At 60.0% G+C, this 24,805-nt stretch carries 20 protein-coding genes and 1 pseudogene; 11 read left to right on the plus strand and 10 right to left on the minus strand.

Annotated features, from left to right (window positions below; genetic code table 11):
- Positions 1-234 precede the first annotated feature (234 nt).
- The gene (locus ACIQVE_RS00310) at positions 235-1,059 is read left to right on the plus strand and encodes an SDR family oxidoreductase (RefSeq protein ID WP_402803425.1); all 825 of its coding nucleotides are present in this window, start codon (positions 235-237) and stop codon (positions 1,057-1,059) included.
- Positions 1,060-1,279: 220 nt separating this feature from the next.
- Here ACIQVE_RS00310 and gbcB read toward each other — a convergent pair whose 3' ends face one another.
- Positions 1,280-2,380, minus strand: coding sequence for a glycine-betaine demethylase subunit GbcB (gene gbcB, locus ACIQVE_RS00315; RefSeq protein WP_402803427.1), 1,101 nt, complete (start codon positions 2,378-2,380; stop codon positions 1,280-1,282).
- 295 nt (positions 2,381-2,675) lie between these two features.
- On the opposite strand from gbcB, the gene gbcA reads away from it, so the two are divergent.
- Positions 2,676-3,971: a glycine-betaine demethylase subunit GbcA gene (gene gbcA, locus ACIQVE_RS00320; RefSeq protein ID WP_402803429.1), complete on the plus strand. Its 1,296-nt coding sequence runs from the start codon at positions 2,676-2,678 to the stop codon at positions 3,969-3,971.
- A 1,011-nt stretch (positions 3,972-4,982) separates the two neighbouring features.
- Here gbcA and ACIQVE_RS00325 read toward each other — a convergent pair.
- The 6 genes from ACIQVE_RS00325 to ACIQVE_RS00350 form a co-directional block, all read right to left on the minus strand.
- On the minus strand, positions 4,983-5,753 hold the full coding sequence (locus ACIQVE_RS00325; RefSeq protein WP_402803430.1) for an electron transfer flavoprotein subunit beta: 771 nt from the start codon (positions 5,751-5,753) through the stop codon (positions 4,983-4,985).
- A 9-nt stretch (positions 5,754-5,762) separates the two neighbouring features.
- Positions 5,763-6,983, minus strand: a complete 1,221-nt coding sequence (locus ACIQVE_RS00330; RefSeq protein WP_402803433.1) for an electron transfer flavoprotein subunit alpha/FixB family protein — start codon at positions 6,981-6,983, stop codon at positions 5,763-5,765.
- Complete coding sequence (gene dgcB / locus ACIQVE_RS00335; protein WP_402803435.1) at positions 6,983-8,932, minus strand: dimethylglycine demethylation protein DgcB; 1,950 nt, start codon at positions 8,930-8,932, stop codon at positions 6,983-6,985. The genes ACIQVE_RS00330 and dgcB overlap by 1 nt, the downstream gene beginning before the upstream one ends.
- A gap of 162 nt (positions 8,933-9,094) precedes the next feature.
- Entirely contained in the window at positions 9,095-11,155 is a 2,061-nt protein-coding gene (dgcA, locus tag ACIQVE_RS00340) for a dimethylglycine demethylation protein DgcA (RefSeq protein ID WP_402803437.1), read from the minus strand.
- A 15-nt stretch (positions 11,156-11,170) separates the two neighbouring features.
- A complete protein-coding gene (locus ACIQVE_RS00345; RefSeq protein WP_005792152.1) occupies positions 11,171-11,701 on the minus strand; it encodes a DUF5943 domain-containing protein in 531 nt (176 codons plus the stop codon).
- Between the two features lie 105 nt (positions 11,702-11,806).
- Positions 11,807-12,784 (minus strand): dipeptidase, encoded by a 978-nt coding sequence (locus ACIQVE_RS00350; RefSeq protein WP_402803440.1) that lies wholly within the window; start codon positions 12,782-12,784, stop codon positions 11,807-11,809.
- 234 nt (positions 12,785-13,018) lie between these two features.
- Here ACIQVE_RS00350 and ACIQVE_RS00355 point away from each other — a divergent pair, with 234 nt between their 5' ends.
- On the plus strand, positions 13,019-13,420 hold the full coding sequence (locus ACIQVE_RS00355; RefSeq protein ID WP_402803442.1) for a lysozyme inhibitor LprI family protein: 402 nt from the start codon (positions 13,019-13,021) through the stop codon (positions 13,418-13,420).
- Positions 13,421-13,467: 47 nt separating this feature from the next.
- Positions 13,468-13,884, plus strand: a complete 417-nt coding sequence (locus ACIQVE_RS00360; protein ID WP_402803444.1) for a DUF3010 family protein — start codon at positions 13,468-13,470, stop codon at positions 13,882-13,884.
- A gap of 138 nt (positions 13,885-14,022) precedes the next feature.
- On the opposite strand, the gene ACIQVE_RS00365 is transcribed toward ACIQVE_RS00360, so the two are convergent.
- Positions 14,023-14,967, minus strand: a complete 945-nt coding sequence (locus ACIQVE_RS00365) for a GlxA family transcriptional regulator (RefSeq protein ID WP_402803446.1) — start codon at positions 14,965-14,967, stop codon at positions 14,023-14,025.
- Positions 14,968-15,159: 192 nt separating this feature from the next.
- Here ACIQVE_RS00365 and choX point away from each other — a divergent pair, with 192 nt between their 5' ends.
- The 5 genes from choX (at position 15,160) to ACIQVE_RS00390 (ending at position 19,621) form a co-directional block, all read left to right on the plus strand.
- A complete protein-coding gene (gene choX, locus ACIQVE_RS00370; protein WP_402803448.1) occupies positions 15,160-16,104 on the plus strand; it encodes a choline ABC transporter substrate-binding protein in 945 nt (314 codons plus the stop codon).
- Between the two features lie 74 nt (positions 16,105-16,178).
- Positions 16,179-17,066, plus strand: a complete 888-nt coding sequence (locus ACIQVE_RS00375; RefSeq protein ID WP_402803450.1) for a 3-keto-5-aminohexanoate cleavage protein — start codon at positions 16,179-16,181, stop codon at positions 17,064-17,066.
- A 213-nt stretch (positions 17,067-17,279) separates the two neighbouring features.
- Positions 17,280-18,245, plus strand: a complete 966-nt coding sequence (locus ACIQVE_RS00380) for an L-carnitine dehydrogenase (protein WP_402803452.1) — start codon at positions 17,280-17,282, stop codon at positions 18,243-18,245.
- A gap of 241 nt (positions 18,246-18,486) precedes the next feature.
- Positions 18,487-18,963: a thioesterase family protein gene (locus ACIQVE_RS00385; RefSeq protein ID WP_402803455.1), complete on the plus strand. Its 477-nt coding sequence runs from the start codon at positions 18,487-18,489 to the stop codon at positions 18,961-18,963.
- Between the two features lie 394 nt (positions 18,964-19,357).
- Positions 19,358-19,621, plus strand: a complete 264-nt coding sequence (locus ACIQVE_RS00390) for a hypothetical protein (RefSeq protein ID WP_402803458.1) — start codon at positions 19,358-19,360, stop codon at positions 19,619-19,621.
- A gap of 114 nt (positions 19,622-19,735) precedes the next feature.
- Here ACIQVE_RS00390 and ACIQVE_RS00395 read toward each other — a convergent pair whose 3' ends face one another.
- Entirely contained in the window at positions 19,736-20,839 is a 1,104-nt protein-coding gene (locus tag ACIQVE_RS00395) for a GlxA family transcriptional regulator (RefSeq protein ID WP_402803460.1), read from the minus strand.
- A 607-nt stretch (positions 20,840-21,446) separates the two neighbouring features.
- Complete coding sequence (locus ACIQVE_RS00400; protein ID WP_402803462.1) at positions 21,447-22,823, minus strand: L-serine ammonia-lyase; 1,377 nt, start codon at positions 22,821-22,823, stop codon at positions 21,447-21,449.
- 433 nt (positions 22,824-23,256) lie between these two features.
- Between ACIQVE_RS00400 and ACIQVE_RS00405 the strand changes: the two genes are divergently transcribed.
- Both ACIQVE_RS00405 and ACIQVE_RS00410 read left to right on the plus strand, forming a co-directional pair.
- Positions 23,257-24,207, plus strand: coding sequence for a choline ABC transporter substrate-binding protein (locus ACIQVE_RS00405; protein ID WP_402803464.1), 951 nt, complete (start codon positions 23,257-23,259; stop codon positions 24,205-24,207).
- A 77-nt stretch (positions 24,208-24,284) separates the two neighbouring features.
- Positions 24,285-24,805: pseudogene (locus tag ACIQVE_RS00410) on the plus strand (ABC transporter permease subunit); the annotation flags it as partial.

The raw sequence follows: 24,805 nt of genomic DNA on the forward strand, positions 1-24,805 counted from the left end.
GGCGAGGGGATTTATCCCCGTTGGGTCGCGCAGCGGCCCGAAAACCTGAGAACGCGGTTTTCCAGTAGAGACCGCATTAGTCGGTCTTGGGCCTGCTGCGCAGGCCATCGGGGATAAATCCCCTCGCCACAAAATCCCCTCACCATAAGGTTCACCCCACCTACCGCGCTTTCTGCTTGGTCTACATTGTCTGTCGAGCCCTCCGCTCACATAACAATAAGCAGGAGCATCGGCATGTCGCTAAAAGGCAAAACCCTGTTCATCACTGGCGCCAGCCGTGGCATTGGCCGTGAGATTGCGCTGCGAGCCGCGCGGGACGGGGCCAATATCGTCATTGCGGCGAAGAGCGCCGAACCTCACGCCAAGTTGCCCGGCACCATCCACAGCGTCGCCGCAGAGGTCGAAGCGGCGGGTGGCAAAGCCTTGGCCCTGCAAGTGGATGTGCGTGATGAAGACGCGGTGCGCCAGGCCTTGGCTCAGGCCAACGAACATTTCGGCAGCATCGATGCGCTGGTGAACAACGCCGGGGCGATCAAGTTGACTGGTGTGCAACACATCGAGCTCAAGCGTTTCGACCTGATGCACCAGATCAACACCCGCGCAGTGCTGCTGTGCAGCCAGGCCGCCCTGCCCTATCTGAAGAAATCCGCTGGGCACATTCTCAACCTGTCGCCGCCGCTGAATCTGGCGACCAAGTGGTTTGCCCAGTACAGCCCGTACACCGTGACCAAATACGGCATGAGCATGCTGACGCTGGGCATGAGCGAGGAGTTCGCCAACTACGGGATCAGCGTCAATTCACTGTGGCCACAGACGATGATTGCCACGGCGGCGATTGAGTTTCAGTTGGGGAGTCGGGAGTCGTTCAAGCATGCGCGCACGCCTGAGATCATGGCGGATGCGGCGTATGTGATTTTGAGCAGCAGCAAGCGGCAGATCACTGGGCGGTTGCTGATTGATGAAGAGATTTTGCGCGAGAGCGGAGCCACGGACTTCGACCACTATCGTTTTGAAGCGGGCGGTAGCGCGGCGTTGATGACGGATTTGTTTGTCGACTGAAAGAGCCCCTCACCCTAACCCTCCCGAAACGTCGGACCGCCCGGAGGGAGAGGGGACTGATTGGGGAATGCTCAATGATTACGCCGACCGGAAACTGCTTTGCCGAATCCATAATCGACTCGATATCTCAGGTCGATGTACCTCGACAAAACAACTCGGTCAGTCCCCTCTCCCTCTGGGAGAGGGTTAGGGTGAGGGGCTTTTGAATGTTGCGCGGACTTCAGAACTCAATCCGCACATCCCCCTTCGGCACGCTGCAGCAAGACAAGATAAACCCTTCCGCCTCATCGTCCTCAGTAATCCCGCCGTTGTGCTCCATCTCCACTTCGCCGCCCAACTTAAGCACCTTGCACGTCCCGCAAATCCCCATGCCGCAGGCTTTCGGAATCATCAGCCCCAGCTTGGCCGCCGCCGCATGCACCGTTTCGCCCGGGGCCACACGGATGCTCTTGCCGGATGCGGTGAATTCCACCTGATGCAGATCCGCCGCATCGACTTCCGGTGCGTCCGCTGCCTGCTCGGCTTGCTCCACAGCATCGGCGCGAGCCTCGGGGGGCGTGGCGCCGAAGGACTCTTCGTGGTAACGCGACATGTCGTAACCGGCGGCTTCGAGCAAGCGCTTGACCGCGGTCATGTACGGCGTCGGCCCGCAGCAGAACACTTCGCGCTCGAGGAAGTCCGGCACCATCAATTCGAGCATCTTGTGATTGAGGTAACCGCGATAGCCGGCCCACGGCTCACCCAAACCATGTTTCTCGCAAATCAGGTGCAGGCTGAAGTTGTCGATCCGCGAGGCCATGTGTTCCAGCTCGCGGTGGTAAATGATGTCTTTGGGCGAGCGCGCGCTGTGGATAAACGTCATGTCCACGTTGGCGTTGGTGTCGTAGAACCAGCGCGCCATCGACATGCATGGCGTAATACCCACGCCGCCGCTGAGGTACAGGACTTTCGGGCTCGGATAGTCCATGGCATTGAACAGCCCGACCGGCCCGTGCACCGCCAGTTCCTGGCCCTCGTGAAGCGTGTCGTGCAGCCAGTTGGAGACCTTGCCGCCCGGCACCCGTTTGATCGTCACCGAAAAGCTGTAAGGCACCGACGGCGAACTGGAAATGGTGTAGGAACGCATGATCGGCTGGCCTTCGATTTCCAGCTCCAGGGTCACGAACTGCCCGGGCTTGAAGAAGAAAAGGATCGGCTGGTCGGCCATGAAACAGAAGGTGCGCACGTCCCAGGTTTCCTGGATGACTTTGACGCAACGGACAATGTGTCGACCATTGGCCCAGGTCTGGGTGGTGACCGGATTCAGGAAGCTGTTGGACATGCTGTTCTCCACGGCCGACTGTCGGCCTCATGTCGGCGATTCTGCGTATAGCGCAGACCGTCCGTTTACCTATCCGCGACATTGACATACTTATCGCGACCAGCCCCCAACCACCGGGGGTTGCGCGTCGGGAACAGATTGCATCATGTCGCCCATGGATAAGGTTCACGGCAGCGCCGGCCCCACACTCGCCTCACACCAAGACGAATTCTTTACACCTTGCGTAGCAACCCTTTGCAGCACACCTGATTAGCCACTTTCGCCGGCCACGCAGATGGCCATGAGGATCACATCGATGGACGTCACCGCAAAAATAAGCCTGGGCGATCCGCTGGAACCCGCACGCAAGGCCACCGCCCAAATGTTGCAGGAGCGCGAGCGCACCTTTTCGCTGCCGCAACCGTTCTACAGCGACGAGCGGCTGTTCGATATCGACATGCAGGAGATTTTCCAGAAAGAGTGGTTGATCGCCGGCATGACCTGCGAGATCCCGGCCAAGGGCAACTACCTGACGCTGCAGATCGGCAAGAACCCGATCATCGTCATCCGTGGCGCCGAGGGTGTGGTGCATGCGTTCCACAACGTCTGCCGCCACCGCGGTTCACGCCTGTGCACCAGCGAGAAGGGCAAGGTCGCCAAACTGGTCTGCCACTACCACCAGTGGACCTATGAGCTGGACGGTCGCCTGCTGTTCGCCGGCACCGAAATGGGCGCCGACTTCGACATGAAGCAATACGGCCTCAAACCGGTAAACGTGAAGACTGCCGGCGGCTACATCTTCATCAGCCTGGCGGAGAATCCACCGGCCATCGATGACTTCCTGTCGACGCTGAACCACTACATGGAACCGTACGACATGGAGAACACCAAGGTGGCGATCACCACCACCTTGATCGAAAAGGCCAACTGGAAACTGGTGCTGGAAAACAACCGCGAGTGCTACCACTGCAACGCCTCGCATCCGGAACTGCTGAAAACCCTGCTGGAGTGGGACGACGTCACCGACCCACGCGCCGATCAGGCGTTCAAGGATCACGTCGCCGCGTCTTCCGCCGCTTGGGAAGCCGAGAAAATTCCTTATGCCCACGCCAGTTTCGGCCTGCGCAACCGCATCGTGCGTATGCCGCTGCTGAAGGGCACCGTGTCGATGACCCTCGACGGCAAACAGGGCTGCGCCAAGCTGATGGGGCGGATCAAGAACCCGGATCTCGGTTCGATGCGCATCCTGCACTTGCCGCACTCGTGGAACCACTGCATGGGCGATCACATCATCGTCTTCACCGTGTGGCCGATCAGCGCGCAGGAAACCATGGTCACCACCAAGTGGATCGTCCACAAGGATGCGGTGGAAGGCGTCGATTACGACGTCGAACGCATGCGCCAGGTGTGGGACGCGACCAACGATCAGGACCGGCGGCTGGCCGAAGAGAACCAGCGCGGGATCAACTCCACCGCCTATCAACCCGGGCCGTACTCGAAGACGTATGAGTTTGGTGTTGTGAATTTTGTCGATTGGTACAGCGAGCGGTTGTTGAGCAACCTTGGGGCTGAGCCTGCGCCTTATCTCAAGGGCGTGCCCGTACAAGGATAAAAAGCATCGCTGGCAAGCCAGCTCCCACAGGGTTCTGCGGTGTACACATAGGTTGTGAGCGCCGCCAAAACCTGTGGGAGCTGGCTTGCCAGCGATGGCGTCCTGATATTCACCTCTGGTCTCCATTGGATGAATTCTGATCAATCACCTCTCACACCTTACCCACCAAGCCCCCCCAGCCTTCCGCGAACAACTTATCCACATACCCACCCACAGCAAATGGGGACAACTGTGGATGACTCGAAAAATATCCCACTGATTTGCAAAGAAAAACCGTGACTTATCCAGAAGTACGGTTTGCCATGGCCATTGAGTGTTTTTTGATCACATCTCTGTATGCCACGGTTTGTATGGCTTGCAGAGGGTGGCGAACACCTTATCCACAGAAGCACCAACAGAGAACGGGGGTAACTTTTGCTGCGCTGTGGAAAACTGCTGGAGACCTTGAAAAATCAGGCATTCGGGAAGGGTTATGGCCGTCAAAGCAAGGAATTGGTCAGTTTTTAATCAGCAACCTACAAGCCACGCTTTACGTGGCTCTCAGAGGAGAGCGAACATCTTATCCACAGAAGCGCCAACAGAGATCGGGGGTAACTTATCCGTTCGCCTGGGGAAAAAAGCCCATAAAAACCGCCACTTATACTGGTTGTTTTTTGATCGCAGGCCTGAAAGGCTTGATTGACGTGGGGTGCAGGGATAGGCGAACACGTTATCCACAGATTCGCCAACAGGGATTGTGGGTAAAACGGCTTGCCCTCACCCCAGCCCTCTCCCGGAGGTAGAGGGGGCCGACCGAGTTGCCTGTTTGAGGTACATCGACCTGAACCTCCAATGTGATCTCAGGTTGGCCAAGCCAAAGTCACAGCGACAGTCGCAGGTCGATGTGGATGTGGATGTGGATGTGGATGTGGATGTAGATAGGTCACGGCAGTGACGCAGGTCGATGCAAATGGCCAATGCAACTCGGTCAGTCCCCTCTCCCTCCGGGAGAGGGCTAGGGTGAGGGGCTCTTCAGCGGACAACGCCCTCTTCGATCAGCAGTTTGAGAATCGCTTCAGCCCCGGCCTGCGCCGTAACACCTTTGAGCACCTGCCCACCACCGCCACTGGCTTTGGCAGTAGCAGCCTTCATCCGATCAGCGCCGCTTTTGGCCTTGATCACCTTCAACCGTTTTGGCCGAGGTTTGGCCGGTTGCAGCGTGGCCACAGACAAAAGTTCATCGTCGACAATCTCGACGTCATCAGCCTCCAGCATCCCACGCCGCGCCGGCCCATACGCACTCTGCCTCGGTTTCGGCGCAGCGTTATCCACAGTTGCCAGAAACGGCAGCTTCACCTTCAACCGCCGCCGCTGCCCACGCGGCAATGCTTGCAACACCAGCGCCGAGCCATCATTGATCGACTCGACCTGCGCCAACCCCACCACCAATGGCCAGCCCAACCCTTCGGCCAGCAGAAACGGCAACATTCCCGAACCTTCACCGGTTTCCGCCTGGCTCCCCGTCAGCACCACTTGAGCACCGGCCTCACGCAGGTAAGCCGTCAGCGCAGGCAGCGCATCCGCGCCTGCCGGTTGCTCCAGCACATGCATCTGCTCCAGCCCCATGCCCAGATAGGCGCGCAACGCCGGTTCGGCAACATCGCCGGCGTGCAGCACTTGCAGGTTATCCCCAGCCAGTTGCAGCCCCAGCTCTACGGCTCGCGCATCCTGTTCGGCGCGGCGTGGGCGCCCCGAGGTTGGGTGGGCGCCGATTGAAACCAGACTGATGATTTTCGTGTTCATAGCGTTTCCTTAAGCCGCATCGCGCTTGGCGTCGTTGCGGTAAGCCGCCACCGCCGCAATCAAGGCTTGAAGAATCTCCGCGCTCTCACCGATCACCGACAGGTCGGCACGTTTGATCATGTCGCAACCCGGATCGAGGTTGATCGCCACCACTTTGTCGCAGGCGCCAATGCCTTGCAGATGCTGGATCGCCCCGGAAATCCCCACCGCCACGTACACCCGCGCGGTAACCCAGGTGCCGGATGCGCCGACCTGCCGATCACGCGCCATGAAGCCGTCATCCACCGCCACCCGCGACGCGCCTTCGGTGGCGCCCAGTGCGGCGGCAGTCTGGTGGAACAGCGCCCAGTCGTTGACGCCGTTACCACCGGAGAAGATGAACTCGGCTTCAGCCATCGGAATCGCCGCCGGGTCCACCGCCACGGCACCGAGATCCTCGATTCGCGACAAGCTGCGCACGACACTTGTGGGTAACTCCACGGCCAACGCTTCGTGACGGGTTTCGCTGACCGGTTCGGCGCATTCGGCCGAGGCCAGAATCAATCGCGCCACCGGCCGTGCCAGGTCTTGCAGGCCCGCACCGGCGCGGCCAATGCATTCCTGATCCTTGACCTGCCAGACCCGTGTCGCTGGCCGCTCGCCCAATGCAGCTGCGAAACGTCGGCCGAGTTCACCGCCACCGCTGCGACTGTCTGGCAGCAGCCAGTGACGCGGGCTGAACTGGTTATCCACAGCCCGCAAACCCTGCACTCGTTGTTCCGGTGCATAACCGTTGAATTGCTCACCATCGAGCACCAGCAAGCGATCAACGCCCGCCGTCGCGAAAGCGCTTTCCTTGTGTTCACCAAAGACCACGGCCAACACCGCGCCATCCTTGCCGGCCAACTCATGGGCAAGACCCAGCAAGTCGCGGTCGTGACTGCTCAAGCGGCCGCCGACCATGTCCGGCACCACGCTGATGTAAAACGCCGGGGCCGGCACTTGATGCAGTGGTAATTGCACTTCTACAGCGGCAGAACGTTTAGTCGCCCCGCCCTGTTGCGCGCCGCTTCGGTCAATACGCTTGATGCCGTTGGGGCCGATGAAACCGATGCCGTGCAGGTTTTTACGGATGACGCCGTTCGGCCCCATCCAGCTGTGTTGTGCCGGTTGCATGGCAGCGTGCAGCGGATGCAGGCGGTTGCGGGCAATCCATTCGGCGCGCGGATCGCGGCGGATAATGTCGCTCATCAGTGGGCCTCCGCAGGTTCACGTTTGGCTGGGCTGGCCGGTTTGCTCGGTGCGGCGTCTTCCAGCAACGCGTCGGCCACAAGCTCCGCAATGTCCTTGATCAGCGGACGCGGTTCGACCACGCCTTCGAGCATCGCCGTGCACTGTGGACAACCCACGGCCACCAGTTCAGCGCCGGTCTCGCGGATATCGTCCATGCGCATGTCGGGGATGCGCTGCTTGCCCGGAATGTCGGTGATCGGCGCGCCACCACCGCCGCCGCAGCAACGCGAACGAAAGCCCGAACGTTGCATCTCTTTGACTTCAATACCGAGCGCACGCAGCACCTCACGCGGCGCTTCGTACTCGCCGTTGTAGCGGCCGAGATAACACGGATCGTGATAGGTCACGCTGTTGCCTTTGTGCTGACCGAGATTGAGCGCGCCGGCCTGAATGATTTCCGCCATGTAGGTGCTGTGGTGCTGCACCAGGTAGTGGCCGTCGAACGCGCCGTATTCGTTTTTCAGCACATGGAAACTGTGCGGATCACAGGTGACGATGCGATTGAAGCTGTACTTGGCCAAGGTCTGGATATTGCGTTTGGCGAGCTGCTGGAACGTCGCTTCGTCGCCGAGACGGCGGGCCACGTCGCCACTGTCGCGTTCTTCGAGGCCAAGCACGGCGAAGTCGATTTTCGCCGCTTTCAGCACTTTGACGAAGGCGCGCAAGGTGCGTTGATTGCGCATGTCGAAGGCGCCGTCGCCGACCCAGAACAACACGTCGGTAGATTTCTTTTCGCTGAGCAGATTGAGGTTCAGGTCCGCCGCCCAATTCATTCGCCCGCCCGGTGCAAAACCGCCAGGGTTGTCGGTGGCGATGAGGTTTTCCAAGACTTCGGCGCCCTTGTTCGGGGTCGCGCCTTTTTCCAGAGTCAGATGGCGGCGCATGTCGACGATGGCATCGACGTGCTCAATCATCATCGGGCATTCCTCGACGCAGGCGCGGCAAGTGGTGCACGACCATAGGGTATCGGCATCGACCAGACCATTGACGATCGGTTGATGCGGATTACCTGAATGCTCGCCGATTGGTTTGCCTGGATACGGGCTGCCAGCAAACTTGGCGTCGGTGCCGCCAGCCAGACCGACGACCATGTCCTGAATCAGTTTTTTCGGGTTCAACGGTTGGCCGGCGGCGAATGCCGGGCACGCGGCTTCGCACTTGCCGCACTGCACACAGGCGTCGAAACCGAGCAATTGGTTCCAGGTGAAATCCTTGGGTTTTTCCACGCCCAGCGGCGCAGTTGGATCGTTGAGATCCAAAGGCTTCAAACCGGTGGAACGGCCGCCGCCAAAACGTTCGGCGCGACGGTGCCAAGCCAGATGCAGAGCACCGGCGAAGGCGTGCTTCATCGGCCCGCCCCAGGTCATGCCGAACAGCAATTCCGACACGCCCCACAGCACGCCAATCCCGAGAATTACCGCCAGCAACCAGCCGCCGAAGTCCTGCGGCAGAATCCCGGCCACCGGCAAGGTCACCAGAAAAAACGACGCCGAGAACGCCAGCAGGCTTTTCGGCAGGCGCATCCACGGGCCTTTCGACAGCCGCGACGGCGGGTTGCGCCGACGCATATAAACGAAGATCGCGCCGACGAACATCACTGCCGACATCAGCAGCAAGGCGTAACCGAGGATGCGGTTATGCAGGCCGAAGCCGTGCACCAGAATCGCCAGCGCAATCGACGCCACCGCGCCGCCGGCCGTGGCCACGTGGGTATTGGCGATGTATTTATCCCGCGCCACCACATGGTGCAGATCGACCATGTAGCGCTTGGGCATGGCGAGCAGGCCGCCGATCAGATCGACCTTCGAGGCCCGGCCCCGACGCCACATCGCCACCCGCCGCAGCGCGCCTAGAACCGCGAGGCCCAGGGCTGCGAACAACAGGATTGGAAGAAGGGTGTTCAACATAGGTGTTGCTCCCAAAGACTTCGAGTCTTACAGGTCGAGGTGCCTTACTCGGTCCCTGTGGGAGCGGGCTTGCCCGCGATTGCATTCTGTCAGTCACATTTGCATCGACTGACCCACCGCTATCGCGGGCAAGCCCGCTCCCACAGGGTTATGTGCAAGCCGTTAAAAGTCTTTACACAGTCTGAGTGCGTCGTAGATCGCGGCGTGGGTGTTGCGCTGCGCCACGCAGTCGCCGATGCGGAACAACAAGTAGTCGTCACCAGTGGTGCTCAGCGATGGCTGCGGCTTGATCGCAAACAACGCGTCGATGTCGATCTGGCCCTTGTTGCGCGATCCTTCCTTGAGCCCGTAGTACAGCTCTTCGTCCGGACGCACGCCGTTTTCCACCACCACCTGATCGACCACCCGTTCCTCTTTGGCACCGGTGTATTCGTTCTCCAGCACCGCGATCAGTTTGTCGCCTTCGCGGTAGACCTTCTCCAGCATCATGTCGCCGGTCATGATCACTTCTTTCGGGTACATGCTGCGGTAGTAGGTCGGGAACGACGTACCGCCGATGGCCACGCCCGGTTTGATGTCGTCGGTGACGATCTCGACCTGGCTGCCCTTGTCGGCGAGGAAGTCGGCGACCGACATCCCGGTGAATTCACAAATGGTGTCGTAAACCAGCACGTTCTTGCCAGGCGCAACCTTGCCGTCGAGCACGTCCCAACTGCTGACCACCAGCCCTTCGGCCGCGCCCCAGTGTTCGTTCTGCTCAAGGAACGGATGACCGCCAACCGCCAGCACCACCACGTCTGGACGCAAGTCCATGATCGTGGCGACATCGGCTGCAGTGCCCAGACGCAGGTCGACTTTCAGCCGGGCCAGTTCCAATTGGAACCAGCGGGTGATGCCGGCGATCTGGTCGCGTTGCGGTGCTTTCGATGCAGTGGTGATCTGCCCGCCAATGAAATCTTTCTTCTCGAACAGCGTCACGTCGTGGCCGCGTTCAGCGGATACCCGCGCCGCTTCCATCCCGGCCGGGCCGGCACCGACGACCACGACTTTGCGCTTAACACCGGTGGATTTTTCGATGATGTGCGGCACGCCCATGTATTCACGGGAGGTCGCGGCGTTCTGGATGCACAGCACATCCAGCCCTTGGTACTGACGGTCGATGCAATAGTTGGCGCCGACACACTGTTTGATCTGGTCGATCTGGCCCATCTTGATCTTGGCGATCAGGTGCGGATCAGCGATGTGCGCGCGGGTCATGCCGACCATGTCGACGTAACCGCCCTCGAGAATCCGCGTGGCCTGGTTCGGGTCCTTGATGTTTTGCGCATGCAGGACCGGCGCTTTCACCACCTCTTTGATCCCGGCCGCCAAATGCAAAAATGGCTCCGGTGGATAACTCATATTGGGGATAACGTTGGCCAGGGTGTTGTGGGTGTCGCAACCCGAACCGACCACGCCGATGAAGTCGAGCATGCCGGTGTCGTCGTAGTACTTGGCGATCTGTTTCATGTCCTCGTGGGACAGGCCGTCCGGGTGGAATTCGTCACCGCACAGACGGATACCGACGCAGAAATCGTCGCCGACTTCCTTGCGCACAGCCTTGAGCACTTCAAGGCCGAAACGCATGCGGTTCTCGAAGCTGCCGCCCCATTCATCGGTGCGCTTGTTGACGCGCGGGCTCCAGAACTGGTCGATCATGTGCTGGTGCACGGCGGACAGCTCGACGCCGTCCAGACCACCGGCCTTGGCGCGGCCAGCGGCAGTGGCGTAGTTGCCGATCACCCGCCAGATTTCTTCCGGCTCGATGGTTTTGCAGGTCGCGCGGTGTACCGGCTCACGGATGCCCGACGGTGACAGCAGGGTCGGCCAGTGTTCGCCGTCCCAGCGCGAGCGACGGCCCATGTGGGTAATCTGGATCATAATCTTGGCGCCATGCTTGTGCATGGCGTCGGCCAGGTTCTGGAAATGCGGGATGATCCGGTCGTCCGCCAGGTTCACCGATTTCCACCAGCCTTGCGGGCTGTCGATGGCCACGCTGGACGAACCGCCGCAAATCGCCAAGCCGATACCGCCCTTGGCTTTCTCTTCGTAATACTTGACGTAGCGGTCGGTGGTCATGCCGCCGTCGGTCGCGTAGACCTCGGCGTGCGCGGTGCTGAGCACACGGTTGCGGATGGTCAGTTTGCCGATCTGGATCGGCGCAAACATTGCTTCGAAAGCCATGGCGGGTTCCTCGACTTACAACGGCTTGACGGTGAACAAGCCGTCGTCGTGGCCTTCTTCGGAGCCACCGTAAACTTGCTCGGCAACCGTGCGAATCTTGCTGCCGCGAGCCTCAAGAATCTGATCCATCGCGCCGGCAAACCAGCCGGTAAACATGTAGTCGACCTTGCGCCCAACCTTGCCGTAGACGTAGACGAACGCCGAGTGTTCGAGCTTGACGCTGGCAGTGCCTTTATCGAGGTCGATGTCCTGAATCTTGAACAGGCCCCAGCCGCGCTGCGACAGACGCTTCATGTAATGTTCGAACACCGCGACGCCTTCCAGGCCATGGCATTCAGCTTCTTTTTCACACCAGTGCCAGGCGGACTTGTAGCCGGCCTTGTAGAGGATCTCGGCGTAGGCGTCAGCGCCCAAAACCTCTTCGATGCCCATGTGGTTGTTGACGAAAAAGTGGCGCGGCACGTAGAGCATCGGCAGGGCGTCGGAGGTCCAGACACCGGTTTCGCTGTCGACTTCGATTGGCAATTGCGGGGCGATCTTGGCCATGGAAACTAAACTCCGGAAAAATTTGCATTCAGTGTTGGCCGCAGCCCTCACCCCAGCCCTCTCCCGCAGGAGAGGGGGCAGTTCGGCGGCGGTCTTTGGAAAGCGTTACTCGCCCCAGACGTCTTTAAGGACGTTGACCCAGTTTTCGCCCATGATCTTGCGCACCACACGTTCGGGATGGCCGCGCTTGAGCAGGGTTTCAGTCAGGTTCGGGAATTCGCCGACGGTGCGGATGCCCAGCGGGTTGATGATCTTGCCGAAGCTGGTCAGACGGCGGGCGTAGCCCTTGTCGTGAGTCAGATATTCGAAGAAGTCCTGACCATGACCCTGAGTGAAGTCGGTGCCGATGCCGATGGCGTCTTCGCCGACGATGTTCATCACGTATTCGATGGCTTCGGCGTAGTCGTCGATGGTCGAATCGATGCCCTTGGCGAGGAACGGCGCGAACATGGTCACGCCGACAAAACCGCCGTGGTCAGCGATGAACTTCAGTTCTTCATCGGACTTGTTGCGCGGGTGCTCTTTAAGCCCCGACGGCAGGCAGTGGGAATAGCAGACCGGTTTTTTCGATTCGAGGATGACTTCCTCGGAGGTCTTGGAACCGACGTGGGACAGGTCGCACATGACGCCGACGCGGTTCATCTCGGCGACGATTTCGCGACCGAAACCCGACAGGCCGCCATCACGTTCGTAGCAGCCGGTGCCGACCAGATTCTGGGTGTTGTAGCACATCTGCACGATGCCGACGCCGAGTTGCTTGAACACCTCGACATAGCCGATCTGGTCTTCAAACGCGTGAGCATTCTGGAAGCCGAAAAGGATGCCGGTCTTGCCCTGCTCCTTGGCCTTGCGGATATCGGCGACGGTGCGGACGGGGATCACCAGGTCGCTGTTCTCGCGGATCAGCTTCTGGCTGGCGGCGATGTTGTTGACGGTCGCCTGAAAGCCTTCCCACACCGACACAGTGCAGTTGGCCGCCGTCAGACCGCCCTTGCGCATGTCTTCGAACAGCTCGCGGTTCCATTTGGCAATGATCAGACCGTCGATAACGATGCTGTCGGCGTGTAATTCGGCTGGGCTCATCAGGCGTCCCCTTATTGGCAATTCATGCGCCGAATCGTCTGCCGGCGCTTTGGGGCCAGCATATGCCTCGGTGCAGGGGCGACCGGGTGCAAAAACGACAGGGGAATTGCCGAAAGCGTCAATCCGCGACAAAGGGTCGTCAGGCGGCCCGACCAGCCACCTGTTCAAGCCCGCCAGCTTGAGCCAGAATCCCACGCATCTTGGATACATCACTGGATGAGAGCGGCGACCTCAATGAAATCGATCTTCCTGGCCCTGGCACTGATTGCGACCGGCGTACACGCCGCCGAAGAGTCCGACAACAACCCGTGCGACGCAGTCGAAAACGACGTGCAGACCCTGGAATGCTCGACCTACAGCCGCACCACGGCCGAAGACCTGCTCAAAGACAACTACACCAGCCTGTCCGAACGCATGCAAACGGCGTACGGCAAGAACCCGACGCAACTGGCCGACATCACAGCCAAACTCAAGACAGCTCAGCAGCAATGGCTGAAGACCCGGGATGCGGATTGCGCGGTGGAAGCCTTCCCGGCGACGGATGGCAGCAAGGCGTTCAAGATTGCACAGAACGATTGCGTGGCGCGGATGAGTGATGAGCGGTCGGAGTTTTTGGAGTCGATCGGGCAGGAGTGAGCGTCTGAGCTGTAAGCTGCACTTCTATAGCTAATCAAGGGACACCCATGAACATCTGCGGCATTGAAATCAAAGGCAGCGAAGCGATCATCGCCGTGGCCGCTCTCGACGGTTCGACCCTGAGCCACATCCCTCTCGCCACCAAGAAAATCGCCCTCGACGATGACGACGAGGCGGCCAATGTAAAGCTGTTCGCCGCGCAGGTGGCGTCGTTTGTGCGCGAGAATTCGGTTGACCGAATTGCGATCAAGAAGCGCAGCAAGAAGGGTGAGTTCGCCGGTGGGCCGACCACGTTCAAGATCGAAGGCGTGTTTCAGTTGCTCGACGGTTGTGAGGTGACGCTGCTGTCGCCGCAAACGATCAATGCCCAGGCCAAGAAGCATAATTTCGAGCTGCCGGGGACGCTGAACAAGTATCAGCATGAGGCTTACAAGGCTGCGTGCTCGGCGTTGGTTAAGAAGTAAACAAGACTTACAAGCTCAGCAGATCCTGTGGGAGCGAGCTTGCTCGCGAAGACGGAGTGTCAGGCAACTGGTTTGTTGAATCATCTACCGCATTCGCGAGCAAGCTCGCTCCCACAGGTTAATTCACTGACTTCAAGATCAGGCCTGTACGGTACGGCGATCCTCGCGAGGACAACGCGCAAACCGTACCCGATAGCTACGGGTGAAATATGACGGCGATTCAAACCCGCACGCGATGCTCACCTCCAGCACGCTCATGTCGGTCTGGCGCAGCAACTGCCGAGCCTTCTCCAGCCGCAATCGCAGGTAGAAATTGCTCGGTGTATCGTTCAGATGCAGCCGAAACAACCGCTCCAGTTGTCGCCGCGTCACCTTGATTGATTCCGCCAGCGCCAGCGTGGTCAGCGGCGGCTCGCTGTGCTGTTCCATCTCACCGATCACGTGCACCAGTTTCTTGTTGCTGATGCCGTAACGCGTGGCGACTTCCATGCGCTGGTGGTCTTTGCGCGGGCGGATGCGGCCGAGCACAAACTGCTCGCTGACCTGAATCGCCAGTTGCGGGTCGTGGGCCTGGGCGATCAAGTCGAGCATCAGATCGATGGAAGCGGTGCCGCCGGCCGAGGTGATGCGCCGCCGGTCGATCTCGAACAGTTCCTGCGTCACGCTGAGCTGTGGATAAGATTCCTTGAAGGCGTCGATGGCTTCCCAGTGCAGGGTCAGGCGATGACCCTCGAGCAGGCCCGCCTCGGCGAGGACGAAACTGCCGGTGTCGATGGCGCCGAGGGTGACGCCTTCGTTGTCCAGTCGGCGCAGCCAGTGTTCCAGAGCAGGGGTGGCGAATTTCAGCGGTTCGAATCCGGCGACCACCAACAGCGTCGCGCCTTTCTTCAGCGGCTCCAGCGCTGCGTCGGCGTTTACCGACATGCCATTACTCGCCAACACTGCCCCGCCATCGGCGCTGAGCACATGCCAACGGTACAGCTCACCGCGAAAGCGGTTGGCCACCCGCAGCGGTTCGATCGCAGAGATAAAGCCGATGGCGGAGAAGCCCGGCATCAACAAAAAATAGAAATCCTGGGACATGGGCGCACTCGGTTGGCGGGTAGCGTGGCTCGTTGATACGCCGATTGTCGTCGGCGTTCAAGCGTATAGGTCGCTACAGTGCAAGTGCCAGTCGCCGTAGTGCGCTTTCACGGGCGCATTGCTGCGTAACTTTGCATCACCGACGCACCAGACGCCGGAAACCACAATAAACGACCTGCCGAGGAACCCGACATGAAACGACTGATCAGCAGCTGTGTTCTTGCACTCAGCGGTACCGCTTTCTTGAGCGCCAGCGTCATGGCGGCCGAACCCGCATCGTGCCAGAACGTGCGCATGGGCGTGGTCAACTGGACCGACGTGATCGCCACCAGTGCCATGACCCAGGTCCTGCTCGACGGCCTCGGCTACAACACCAAACAAACCAGCGCATCCCAGCAAATCATCTTCGCCGGGATCCGCGATCAGCGTCTGGACCTGTTCCTCGGCTACTGGAACCCGTTGATGACGCAGACCATCACCCCGTTCGTCGACGCCAATCAGGTCAAAGTCCTCGAAGCGCCAAGCCTGAAAGATGCCCGCGCCACCCTCGCCGTACCGACGTATCTGGCTGATAGGGGCCTGAAAACCTTCGCCGACATCGCCAAATTCGAGAAAGAACTGGGCGGCAAGATTTACGGCATCGAGCCAGGCTCGGGCGCCAACACCCAGATCAAAGCGATGATCGCCAAGAACCAGTTCGGCCTCGGCAAATTCCAGTTGGTCGAATCAAGCGAGGCCGGCATGCTCGCCGCCGTTGACCGCGCCGTGCGCCGCAAAGAGGCCGTGGTGTTCTTCGGCTGGGCGCCGCACCCGATGAACGTCAACGTGCAGATGACTTATCTGACTGGCAGCGAAGACGCCCTCGGCCCGAACGAAGGCATGGCCACCGTGTGGACGGTCACGTCGCCGAAGTACGCCGAACAGTGCCCGAACATCGGTCGCCTGCTGAGCAACCTGACCTACACCGCCGAAGACGAGAGCCGGATGATGCAGCCGTTGCTCGATCACAAGGACGCCTTCGAGTCCGCAAAGCAATGGCTCAAGGATCACCCGCAGGACAAGCAGCGCTGGCTCGAAGGTGTGACCACGTTCGACGGCAAACCGGCAGTTGAAAACCTGAAACTGACCAGCAAATAACCCACCACGAATCACCGCTTCGCAGCCCGAAATGGGCTGCGGACAGACCCATCACGCCTGAAGGAAACCGCACCATGAACCACGACGTCATCATCACCTGCGCACTTACCGGTGCTGGCGACACGACCGCCCGCAGCCCTCACGTGCCGGTCACCCCGAAACAGATCGCTGCGACCGCCGTGGAAGCCGCCAAGGCTGGCGCCACCGTGGTGCATTGCCATGTGCGTGACCCGCAGACCGGCAAGTTCAGCCGCGACGTGGCGCTGTACCGTGAAGTGATGGAGCGGATCCGCGAGGCGGACGTCGACATCATCGTCAACCTCACGGCCGGCATGGGCGGCGACCTGGAAATCGGCGCTGGCGAGAACCCGATGGAGTTCGGCCCGAACACCGATCTGGTGGGCCCGCTGACCCGTCTGGCCCATGTTGAAGCGCTGCTGCCGGAAATCTGCACCCTCGATTGCGGCACCCTGAACTTTGGCGATGGCGACACCATTTACGTGTCCACACCGGCGCAACTGCGTGCGGGTGCCAAGCGCATTACCGAACTCGGGGTGAAAGCCGAATTGGAAATTTTCGATACCGGTCATCTGTGGTTCGCCAAGCAGATGATCAAGGAAGGTCTGCTCGATAACCCGCTTTTTCAGCTGTGCCTGGGCATCCCGTGGGGCGCGCCGGCGGACACCACCACCATGAAAGCCATGGTCGACAACCTGCCGGCCGACGCGGTTTGGGCTGGCTTCGGTATCGGCCGGATGCAGATGCCGATGGCGGCGCAAGCGGTGCTGCTCGGCGGCAACGTGCGGGTCGGTCTGGAAGACAACCTGTGGCTGGACAAGGGTGTGCTGGCGACCAACGGCCAACTTGTTGAGCGCGCCACCGAGATCCTCAGCCGCCTCGGCGCCCGCGTGCTGACCCCGGCTGAAGGTCGCCAGAAAATGGGCCTGACTCAGCGCCGGTAAACCTCACCCCCTTTTCACCTTGTGTAATGAAATTTGTGGTGAGGGGATTTATCCCCGATGGGTGGCGCAGCCGCCCCAAAACCCGACACCCCGGTGTATCAGACATACCGAGCGTGCTGGTTTTACGACTGCTGTGCAGCCGATCGGGGATAAACCCCCTCGCCACAAGGGACAGGTTCACGAGGGATCACCGAACCTTTTCAGGAAGTCACCATGAGCTTTATCACCGAAATCAAAACCTTTGCAGCCCTTGGCAGTGGTGTCATCGGCAGCGGCTGGGTCGCTCGTGCCCTCGCCCACGGCCTCGACGTGGTGGCCTGGGACCCGGCGCCCGGCGCTGAAGCGGCACTGCGCAAACGCGTGGCCAATGCTTGGAGTGCGCTTGAGAAAAACGGTCTCACGCCGGGTGCTTCGCAGGATCGTCTGCGCTTTGTCGCGACCATCGAAGAGTGCGTGCGTGATGCTGATTTCATTCAGGAAAGCGCTCCGGAACGTCTGGAACTGAAACTGGAATTGCACAGCAAAATCAGCGCATCCGCCAAACCAAACGCGTTAATCGGTTCCAGCACTTCAGGCCTGCTGCCGAGCGAGTTCTACGAGAGTTCGACCCACCCGGAACGCTGCGTGGTCGGCCATCCGTTCAACCCGGTTTACCTGCTGCCCTTGGTGGAAGTGGTCGGCGGCAAGAACACCGCGCCTGAGGCCGTGCAAGCGGCGATGAAAGTCTACGAATCCCTCGGCATGCGTCCGCTGCATGTGCGTAAGGAAGTGCCTGGATTCATCGCCGACCGTTTGCTCGAAGCGCTGTGGCGCGAGGCGCTGCACCTGGTCAACGACGGCGTCGCGACCACGGGCGAGATCGACGATGCGATCCGTTTTGGTGCGGGGCTGCGCTGGTCGTTCATGGGCACGTTCCTGACTTACACGCTGGCCGGTGGTGATGCCGGGATGCGCCACTTCATGTCGCAATTCGGCCCGGCGTTGCAGTTGCCGTGGACCTATCTGCCAGCGCCGGAACTGACTGACAAGTTGATTGATGATGTGGTCGATGGCACCAGCGATCAGCTTGGCGAACGCAGCATTTCTGCGCTGGAGCGCTATCGTGATGATTGCCTGCTGGCGGTGCTTGAGGCGGTGAAGACCACCAAAGAGAAGCATGGGATGGCGTTCAGCGAGTGATGTGTTTGGCATGACAGTGAGGCCCTCACCCTAGCCCTCTCCCAAGGGTAGAGGGGACTGACCGAGGTGCTCTTGCGAGCTACACCGACTTGCACCACCGAGCCGAACTCAAGTTTTGAATCGCATAAAGATCGGCTCCCTTTCCCCCTCGCCCCCTTGGGGGCGGTCCGACGTTTCGGGAGGGCTGGGGTGAGGGGGTTGCTTTTGATCTTCACCACAAACCTTCTGCCGGAACCCAACCATGCCCGCCCTCACCACCTACCAAACCAAAATCATCCCCGACTGGGTCGACTACAATGGCCACCTGCGCGATGCCTTTTACCTGCTGATTTTCAGCTACGCCACCGATGCCCTGATGGATCGCCTCGGCATGGACAGCAACAACCGCGAAGCCAGCGGCCACTCGTTGTTCACCCTCGAACTGCACCTCAACTATCTGCATGAAGTGAAGCTCGACGCCGACGTCGAAGTACACACGCAAATCATCGGCCACGACAGCAAACGTCTGCACCTCTATCACAGCCTGCACAAAGTCGGTGATCCCCAGGAACTGGCCGGCAACGAGCAAATGTTGCTCCACGTTGATCTCGCCGGTCCGCGCTCGGCACCGTTCAGCCTCGACACGCTGAGCCGCCTGCAAGCCATCGTCGCCGAGCAAACCGATCTGCCCGCCCCCGCTTGCATCGGCCGCGTCATCGCCCTGCCGCCTGCCCGATAAACCGCGTCGCCGTTCATCGCGGGCAAGCCCGCTCCCACAGGTTTTGGGTCAGACCACATTTTTGTGATCGACCCCGAACCCTGTGGGAGCGGGCTTGCCCGCGATGGCGTCCACAAAAGCAACTCAGACTTCCTGATTCACAGACAAAAAAAGCCCCGATTCCAGCCGTGACAGGATCGGGGCAGAGGCTACTGTTGAGGAGCTGCGATGCGAGGGTGACCAAACCTTCGTGTTGCAAGCTGAGTCCAGTGTGCCTACTCCGCTGCACAGCGAGTTAGCCGAAAACGACCTGTTCATAGCCGTCGCGGCCACTGCGACAAATCGCTCTTGCCGTCACTTCACCCGCCTACCAGAATCGAACCACGACCTCCGTTGCCGAAGAAGGATTCGCCTCATGATGTACGCCGACTTGATTGATCAGGAAGACCTGTTGGGCCAGCTCAAGGCATTGGGATTCGAGGTGCCGCCGGGCGCTACTGCAGAGCAGGCATGCGAATACGCCGTGCGTGGTCTGGACGATGTTCGGGCGAATACGTTGAGGGCTATGGTCAAGCAGATGTACACCAGCAGTGCGACGATTTTGCCGGCGGTGCGTGAGGCTTTTGACAAGCAGTTGCTACCGGCACTGGCGCAATATCAGCAGACCCGCAACGCCTGATAGTCCGTCATCGCTGGCAAGCCAGCTCCCACAGTGTTTTGTAGTGAACACCACACTTGTGTCCAACACAGATCCTGTGGGAGCTGGCTTGCCAGCGATGAAGATGACTCGGTTTCAGAGCCTTACACTGGCAAACGTCGATTCATTACGCGCCTGACTCAACGCCGACATCGGCCCCGACAGCGGCGCCATCACGATCGCTTGCGGCAGCGGCAGCATCGCCACTTGCTGGGTGGTGTTGGACCCTACGCGCTCGTCACGCGGCGGAATGCCGAAGTATTCGCGGTAGCACTTGGAAAAGTGCGGCGTCGACACGAAACCGCACACCGACGCCACTTCGATGATCGACATCGGCGTCTGCTTGAGCAATTGCCGGGCGCGGATCAGGCGCAGCTTGAGGTAGTAGCGCGAAGGCGAGCAGTGCAGGTATTTCTGGAACAGGCGCTCGAGCTGACGACGCGACACGGCGACGTACACCGCCAGTTCATCGAGGTCGATTGGCTCTTCCAGATTGGCTTCCATCAGCGCGACGATTTCCTGCAATTTCGGCTGGTTGGTGCCGAGCATGTGCTTGAGCGGCACGCGCTGGTGATCCTGCTCGTTGCGGATGCGCTCGTAGACGAACATTTCCGAGATCGCGGCGGACAGTTCACGGCCATGATCACGGCTGATCAGGTGCAGCATCATGTCCAGCGGCGCGGTGCCGCCGGAGCTGGTGAAACGGTTGCGGTCGAGGGTGAACAAACGGGTGCTCATCGCCACGCGCGGGAAAGCTTCCTGCATCGCCGCCAGACATTCCCAGTGCACGCTGCAATCGAAACCGTCGAGCAGGCCGGCGCAAGCCAGCGCCCAACTGCCGGTGCACACGGCGCCGAGACGCTTGGACTGACGCGCCTGGCTTTGCAGCCACGAGACGTGTTCACGGGTAACGGTGCGTTGAATGCCGATGCCACCGCAGACGATCACGGTGTCCAGCGGCGGCGCTTTGTGCATGGAGGCGTCGGGGGTGATTTGCAGACCGTCACTGGCCCACACCTGGCCGCCATCGACGGTGAGGGTGCTCCAGCGATACAGCTCGCGACCGGACAATTGGTTGGCCATGCGCAGGGGTTCGACTGCGGAGGCCAGAGAAATCAGCGTGAAATTGTCCAGCAGCAGAAAGCCGATGGATTGAGGCGCACGGTTCTGGGGTTGGGCCCCGGAGTTGAACGACGTCATCGCGGTATCTCCTCACACAAAGCGGGTGATGGCCTCAGGCGGAGGCTCTTGTTATTGCCGCGTTCTCGCGTGGGAGACGGGCTTTGTTATGACAGAGCAATTGCCATGCCTAAATTGAATGCGCGTTCAATAACTCCTGAAAACGACGTCGCGACGTGTCTATTCGAGACTCCGACGAAAGGTGTTTCGAAGTGCCATCAACGACGGCACAAGCCCTGCCCCGTTGCGTGTGAGCATATCGGTAGCACTTGTGGGAACTGGCCTGCGCGCGATTGGCGAGGAGTGTCACCGCAGGCACGGGTGACGGGCGGTAGCAGGCGTTGATTGCGCGTAACAGGTGGGAAAGACTCTTATCTGATTGCGACGCGCTAAAAGGTGGCGCACTGGGTTGGGTGTGTTCAGTTAGCGAGCAGTTTTGACTGGTCTGGCTCTCCACCCTTTCCAAATCAAACATAAATCCTGTGGCGAGGGGATTTATCCCCGATCGGCTGCGCAGCAGTCGTAAACCCATTCACCGCGGTGTGTCAGGCAAAACTCGATTGCAGGACTTGGGGCCGCTTCGCAGCCCATCGGGGATAAATCCCCTCGCCACAGGGGCACCTCGGTCTCAGCACTCAACGGCACTGACCGCCAAACCACCGCGCGATGTCTCTTTATATTTGTCATGCATGTCGGCGCCGGTATCACGCATGGTGCGGATCACCCGGTCCAGCGAGATAAAGTGCTGACCATCGCCACGCAGCGCCATCTGCGCCGCGTTGATCGCTTTCACCGCCGCAATTGCATTGCGCTCGATGCACGGCACTTGCACCAGCCCACCCACCGGATCGCAGGTCAGCCCAAGGTTGTGCTCCAGGCCAATTTCCGCCGCGTTGCACAGTTGCTCAGGCGTGGCGCCAAGAATTTCCGCCAGCCCCGCCGCCGCCATCGCGCACGCCGAGCCGACTTCACCCTGACAACCGACTTCAGCACCGGAGATCGAAGCATTCTTCTTGCACAGAATCCCCACTGCCGCCGCGCCGAGTAAGTAGTCGACGACATTGGCGTCAGTCACCGCCTCGCTGAACTTCATAAAGTAGTGCAATACCGCCGGAATGATCCCCGCCGCGCCATTGGTCGGCGCCGTGACCATGCGCCCACCCGCGGCGTTCTCTTCATTCACGGCGAGGGCGAACAGGTTGACCCACTCCATCGCGCTCAGCGTCGAACCAATCACATTCGGCTTGCCCAGTTCCTGCAAGCTGCGGTGCAACTTCGCCGCGCGCCGACGCACATTCAAACCGCCGGGCAAGATGCCCTCGTGCTTTAGGCCCTGCTCGACGCAATCCTGCATCGCCCGCCACAGCTTCATCAGCCCGGCGCGAATCTCTTCTTCACTGCGCCAGACTTTTTCGTTAGCAAGCATCAGCTCAGCGACACGCAGGTTGTGCTTCTTGCACAGTTCCAGCAGCTCGACGGCGCTGGAAAAGTCATAAGGCAATTCGGTGCGATCCAGATCAACCACGCCGCTGGACGCCTGCGCTTCATCCACGACAAATCCGCCACCGACCGAATAGTAGGTGTCGCGATGCAGCTCGCCGTGATCGCCTTCGGCAACCAGGGTCATGGCATTGGGATGGAACGGCAGATTTTCGTCGATCAGGCGCATGTCGCGGTCCCAGACAAACGGCACCGACAAGCGACCATCCAATAGAAGCGTGTGGGTTTCACGCAGGGCCTGAATGCGCGGGCCGATCTGCGACGGGTCGATTGCGTCCGGCCATTCGCCCATCAGGCCCATGATCACCGCATTGTCGCTGCCGTGACCGATACCCGTGGCAGACAGCGAACCGAAAAGCTGAACCTCGACCCTCCGCACCTGTTCCAACTGATGCTTGTCGCGCAGCGATTCGACAAACAACGCCGCAGCGCGCATCGGCCCGACGGTGTGCGAACTGGAAGGGCCGATGCCGATTTTGAACAGGTCGAAAACGCTGATAGCCATGTTGCAGAGCTCCTGAGGATGCCGATCCGGGGCGCGAAGCGCCCGCTGGCGCAGCTGCTACGCTCAAGCAGCGATCCGCCGGAATGCCCGCATCATCAGGCTTTTTTCGGCTCGCACGGCGTCTGACACCGACGCACTCATGTCCACTAACGCCGCGCCTGTTTTCACGCTCAATTGCGCCGTTTTTATGCAGTCCAGATGGCCAGACCGGGCTGAAAAAAGCTGTAAACGACGTCACTGACACTGGATGCGACCATCCCTGTACTGGATACGACCCCCCCTGTAGGCGTCAGATTTTCACTGGTACATGATCGTTATGACTCGATTGCAAGGCGACGTGGTAGAGCTGTCTCCAGAACGCCATCCAACCGCAACCCATAAGTGCGGTGGTCCAGTCGGAACACTGCCAAAAAAAACACCAAGGAGTCCATCCATGAAAGGTTCCCCGTCGTTGTTGTTGGCCGCCATGCTGAGTCTGCCGTTACTGGCGCAAGCTGCAGAACCGGCACAGTGCAGTACCGTGAATTTCTCCGACGTCGGCTGGACCGACATCACCGCCACCACCGCCACCACCTCCGTCGTTCTCAACGCCCTCGGCTACAAGACCAAGACCACCATGATCTCCGTGCCTGTGACCTACAAGTCGCTGGCCGACGGCAAGAACATGGACGTGTTCCTCGGCAACTGGATGCCGACCATGGAAAACGACATCAAGGCCTACCGCGAAGCCGGCACCGTGGAAACCGTGCGCACCAACCTTACGGGCGCCAAGTACACCCTCGCCGTGCCGCAAGCCCTGTATGACAAAGGTCTGCATGACTTCGCCGACATCGCCAAATTCAAGAAAGAACTCGACGGCAAAATCTACGGCATCGAGCCTGGCAACGACGGCAACCGCCTGATCCAGAGCATGATCGACAAAGATGCTTTTGGCCTGAAAACCGCCGGTTTCAAAGTCGTCGAATCGTCTGAAGCGGGCATGCTCTCGCAGGTTGACCGGGCTTCGCGCCGTGGCACCGAAGTGGTGTTCCTCGGCTGGGCGCCGCACCCGATGAACAAGCGCTTCAAGATTCAGTACCTGACCGGCGGCGACGAATTTTTCGGCCCGGATTTCGGCGCCGCCACTGTGGCAACCAACACCCGCAAGGGTTACGCCACGGAATGCAGCAACGTCGGTCAGTTGCTGAAGAATCTGGAATTCACCGTCGACATGGAAAGCGAACTGATGGGCAACATCCTCGACGACAAGATGAAGCCTGACGCGGCCGCCAAGGCCTGGCTGAAAAAGAACCCACAGGTGCTCGATACCTGGCTCGCTGGCGTGACCACCATTGACGGTAAACCAGGCCTGGAGGCCGTGAAGAGCAAGTTGAGTCAGCCTTGATTTAAGAAGCACCGCTTATGCCGGGTGAGCTAGCTCACCCGGGCTGTTTATTTCCTTGCATGCGGACGTTCACTACCATGCTGATTGATCAGAAAATACCTTTAGGCCAGTACATCGCGGGCTTCGTTGAATGGTTGACGCAACACGGCGCCAACACCTTCGACGCAATCGCCGTGACGCTGGAAACGATGATCCACGGCGTGACGTTTGCGCTGACCTGGTTCAACCCGCTGGTCTTGATCGGCCTCATCGCCCTGCTCGCGCATCTGATCCAGCGCAAATGGGGACTCACCGCATTTGTAATTGCTTCCTTCCTGCTGATCCTCAACCTGGGGTATTGGCAGGAAACCATGGAAACCCTCGCCCAGGTGTTGTTCGCCACCTTTGTCTGCGTGCTGATCGGCGTGCCGCTGGGCATCATCGCCGCGCACAAACCGATGTTCTACACGGTGATGCGTCCGATACTCGATCTGATGCAGACCGTACCGACCTTCGTTTACCTCATTCCTACCCTGACCCTCTTCGGGCTGGGTGTGGTGCCGGGCCTGATCTCCACGGTGGTGTTCGCCATCGCTGCGCCGATCCGCCTGACCTATCT

The sequence above is a fragment of the Pseudomonas sp. NPDC098747 genome (genome assembly GCF_044760045.1).
Lineage (GTDB): Bacteria > Pseudomonadota > Gammaproteobacteria > Pseudomonadales > Pseudomonadaceae > Aquipseudomonas.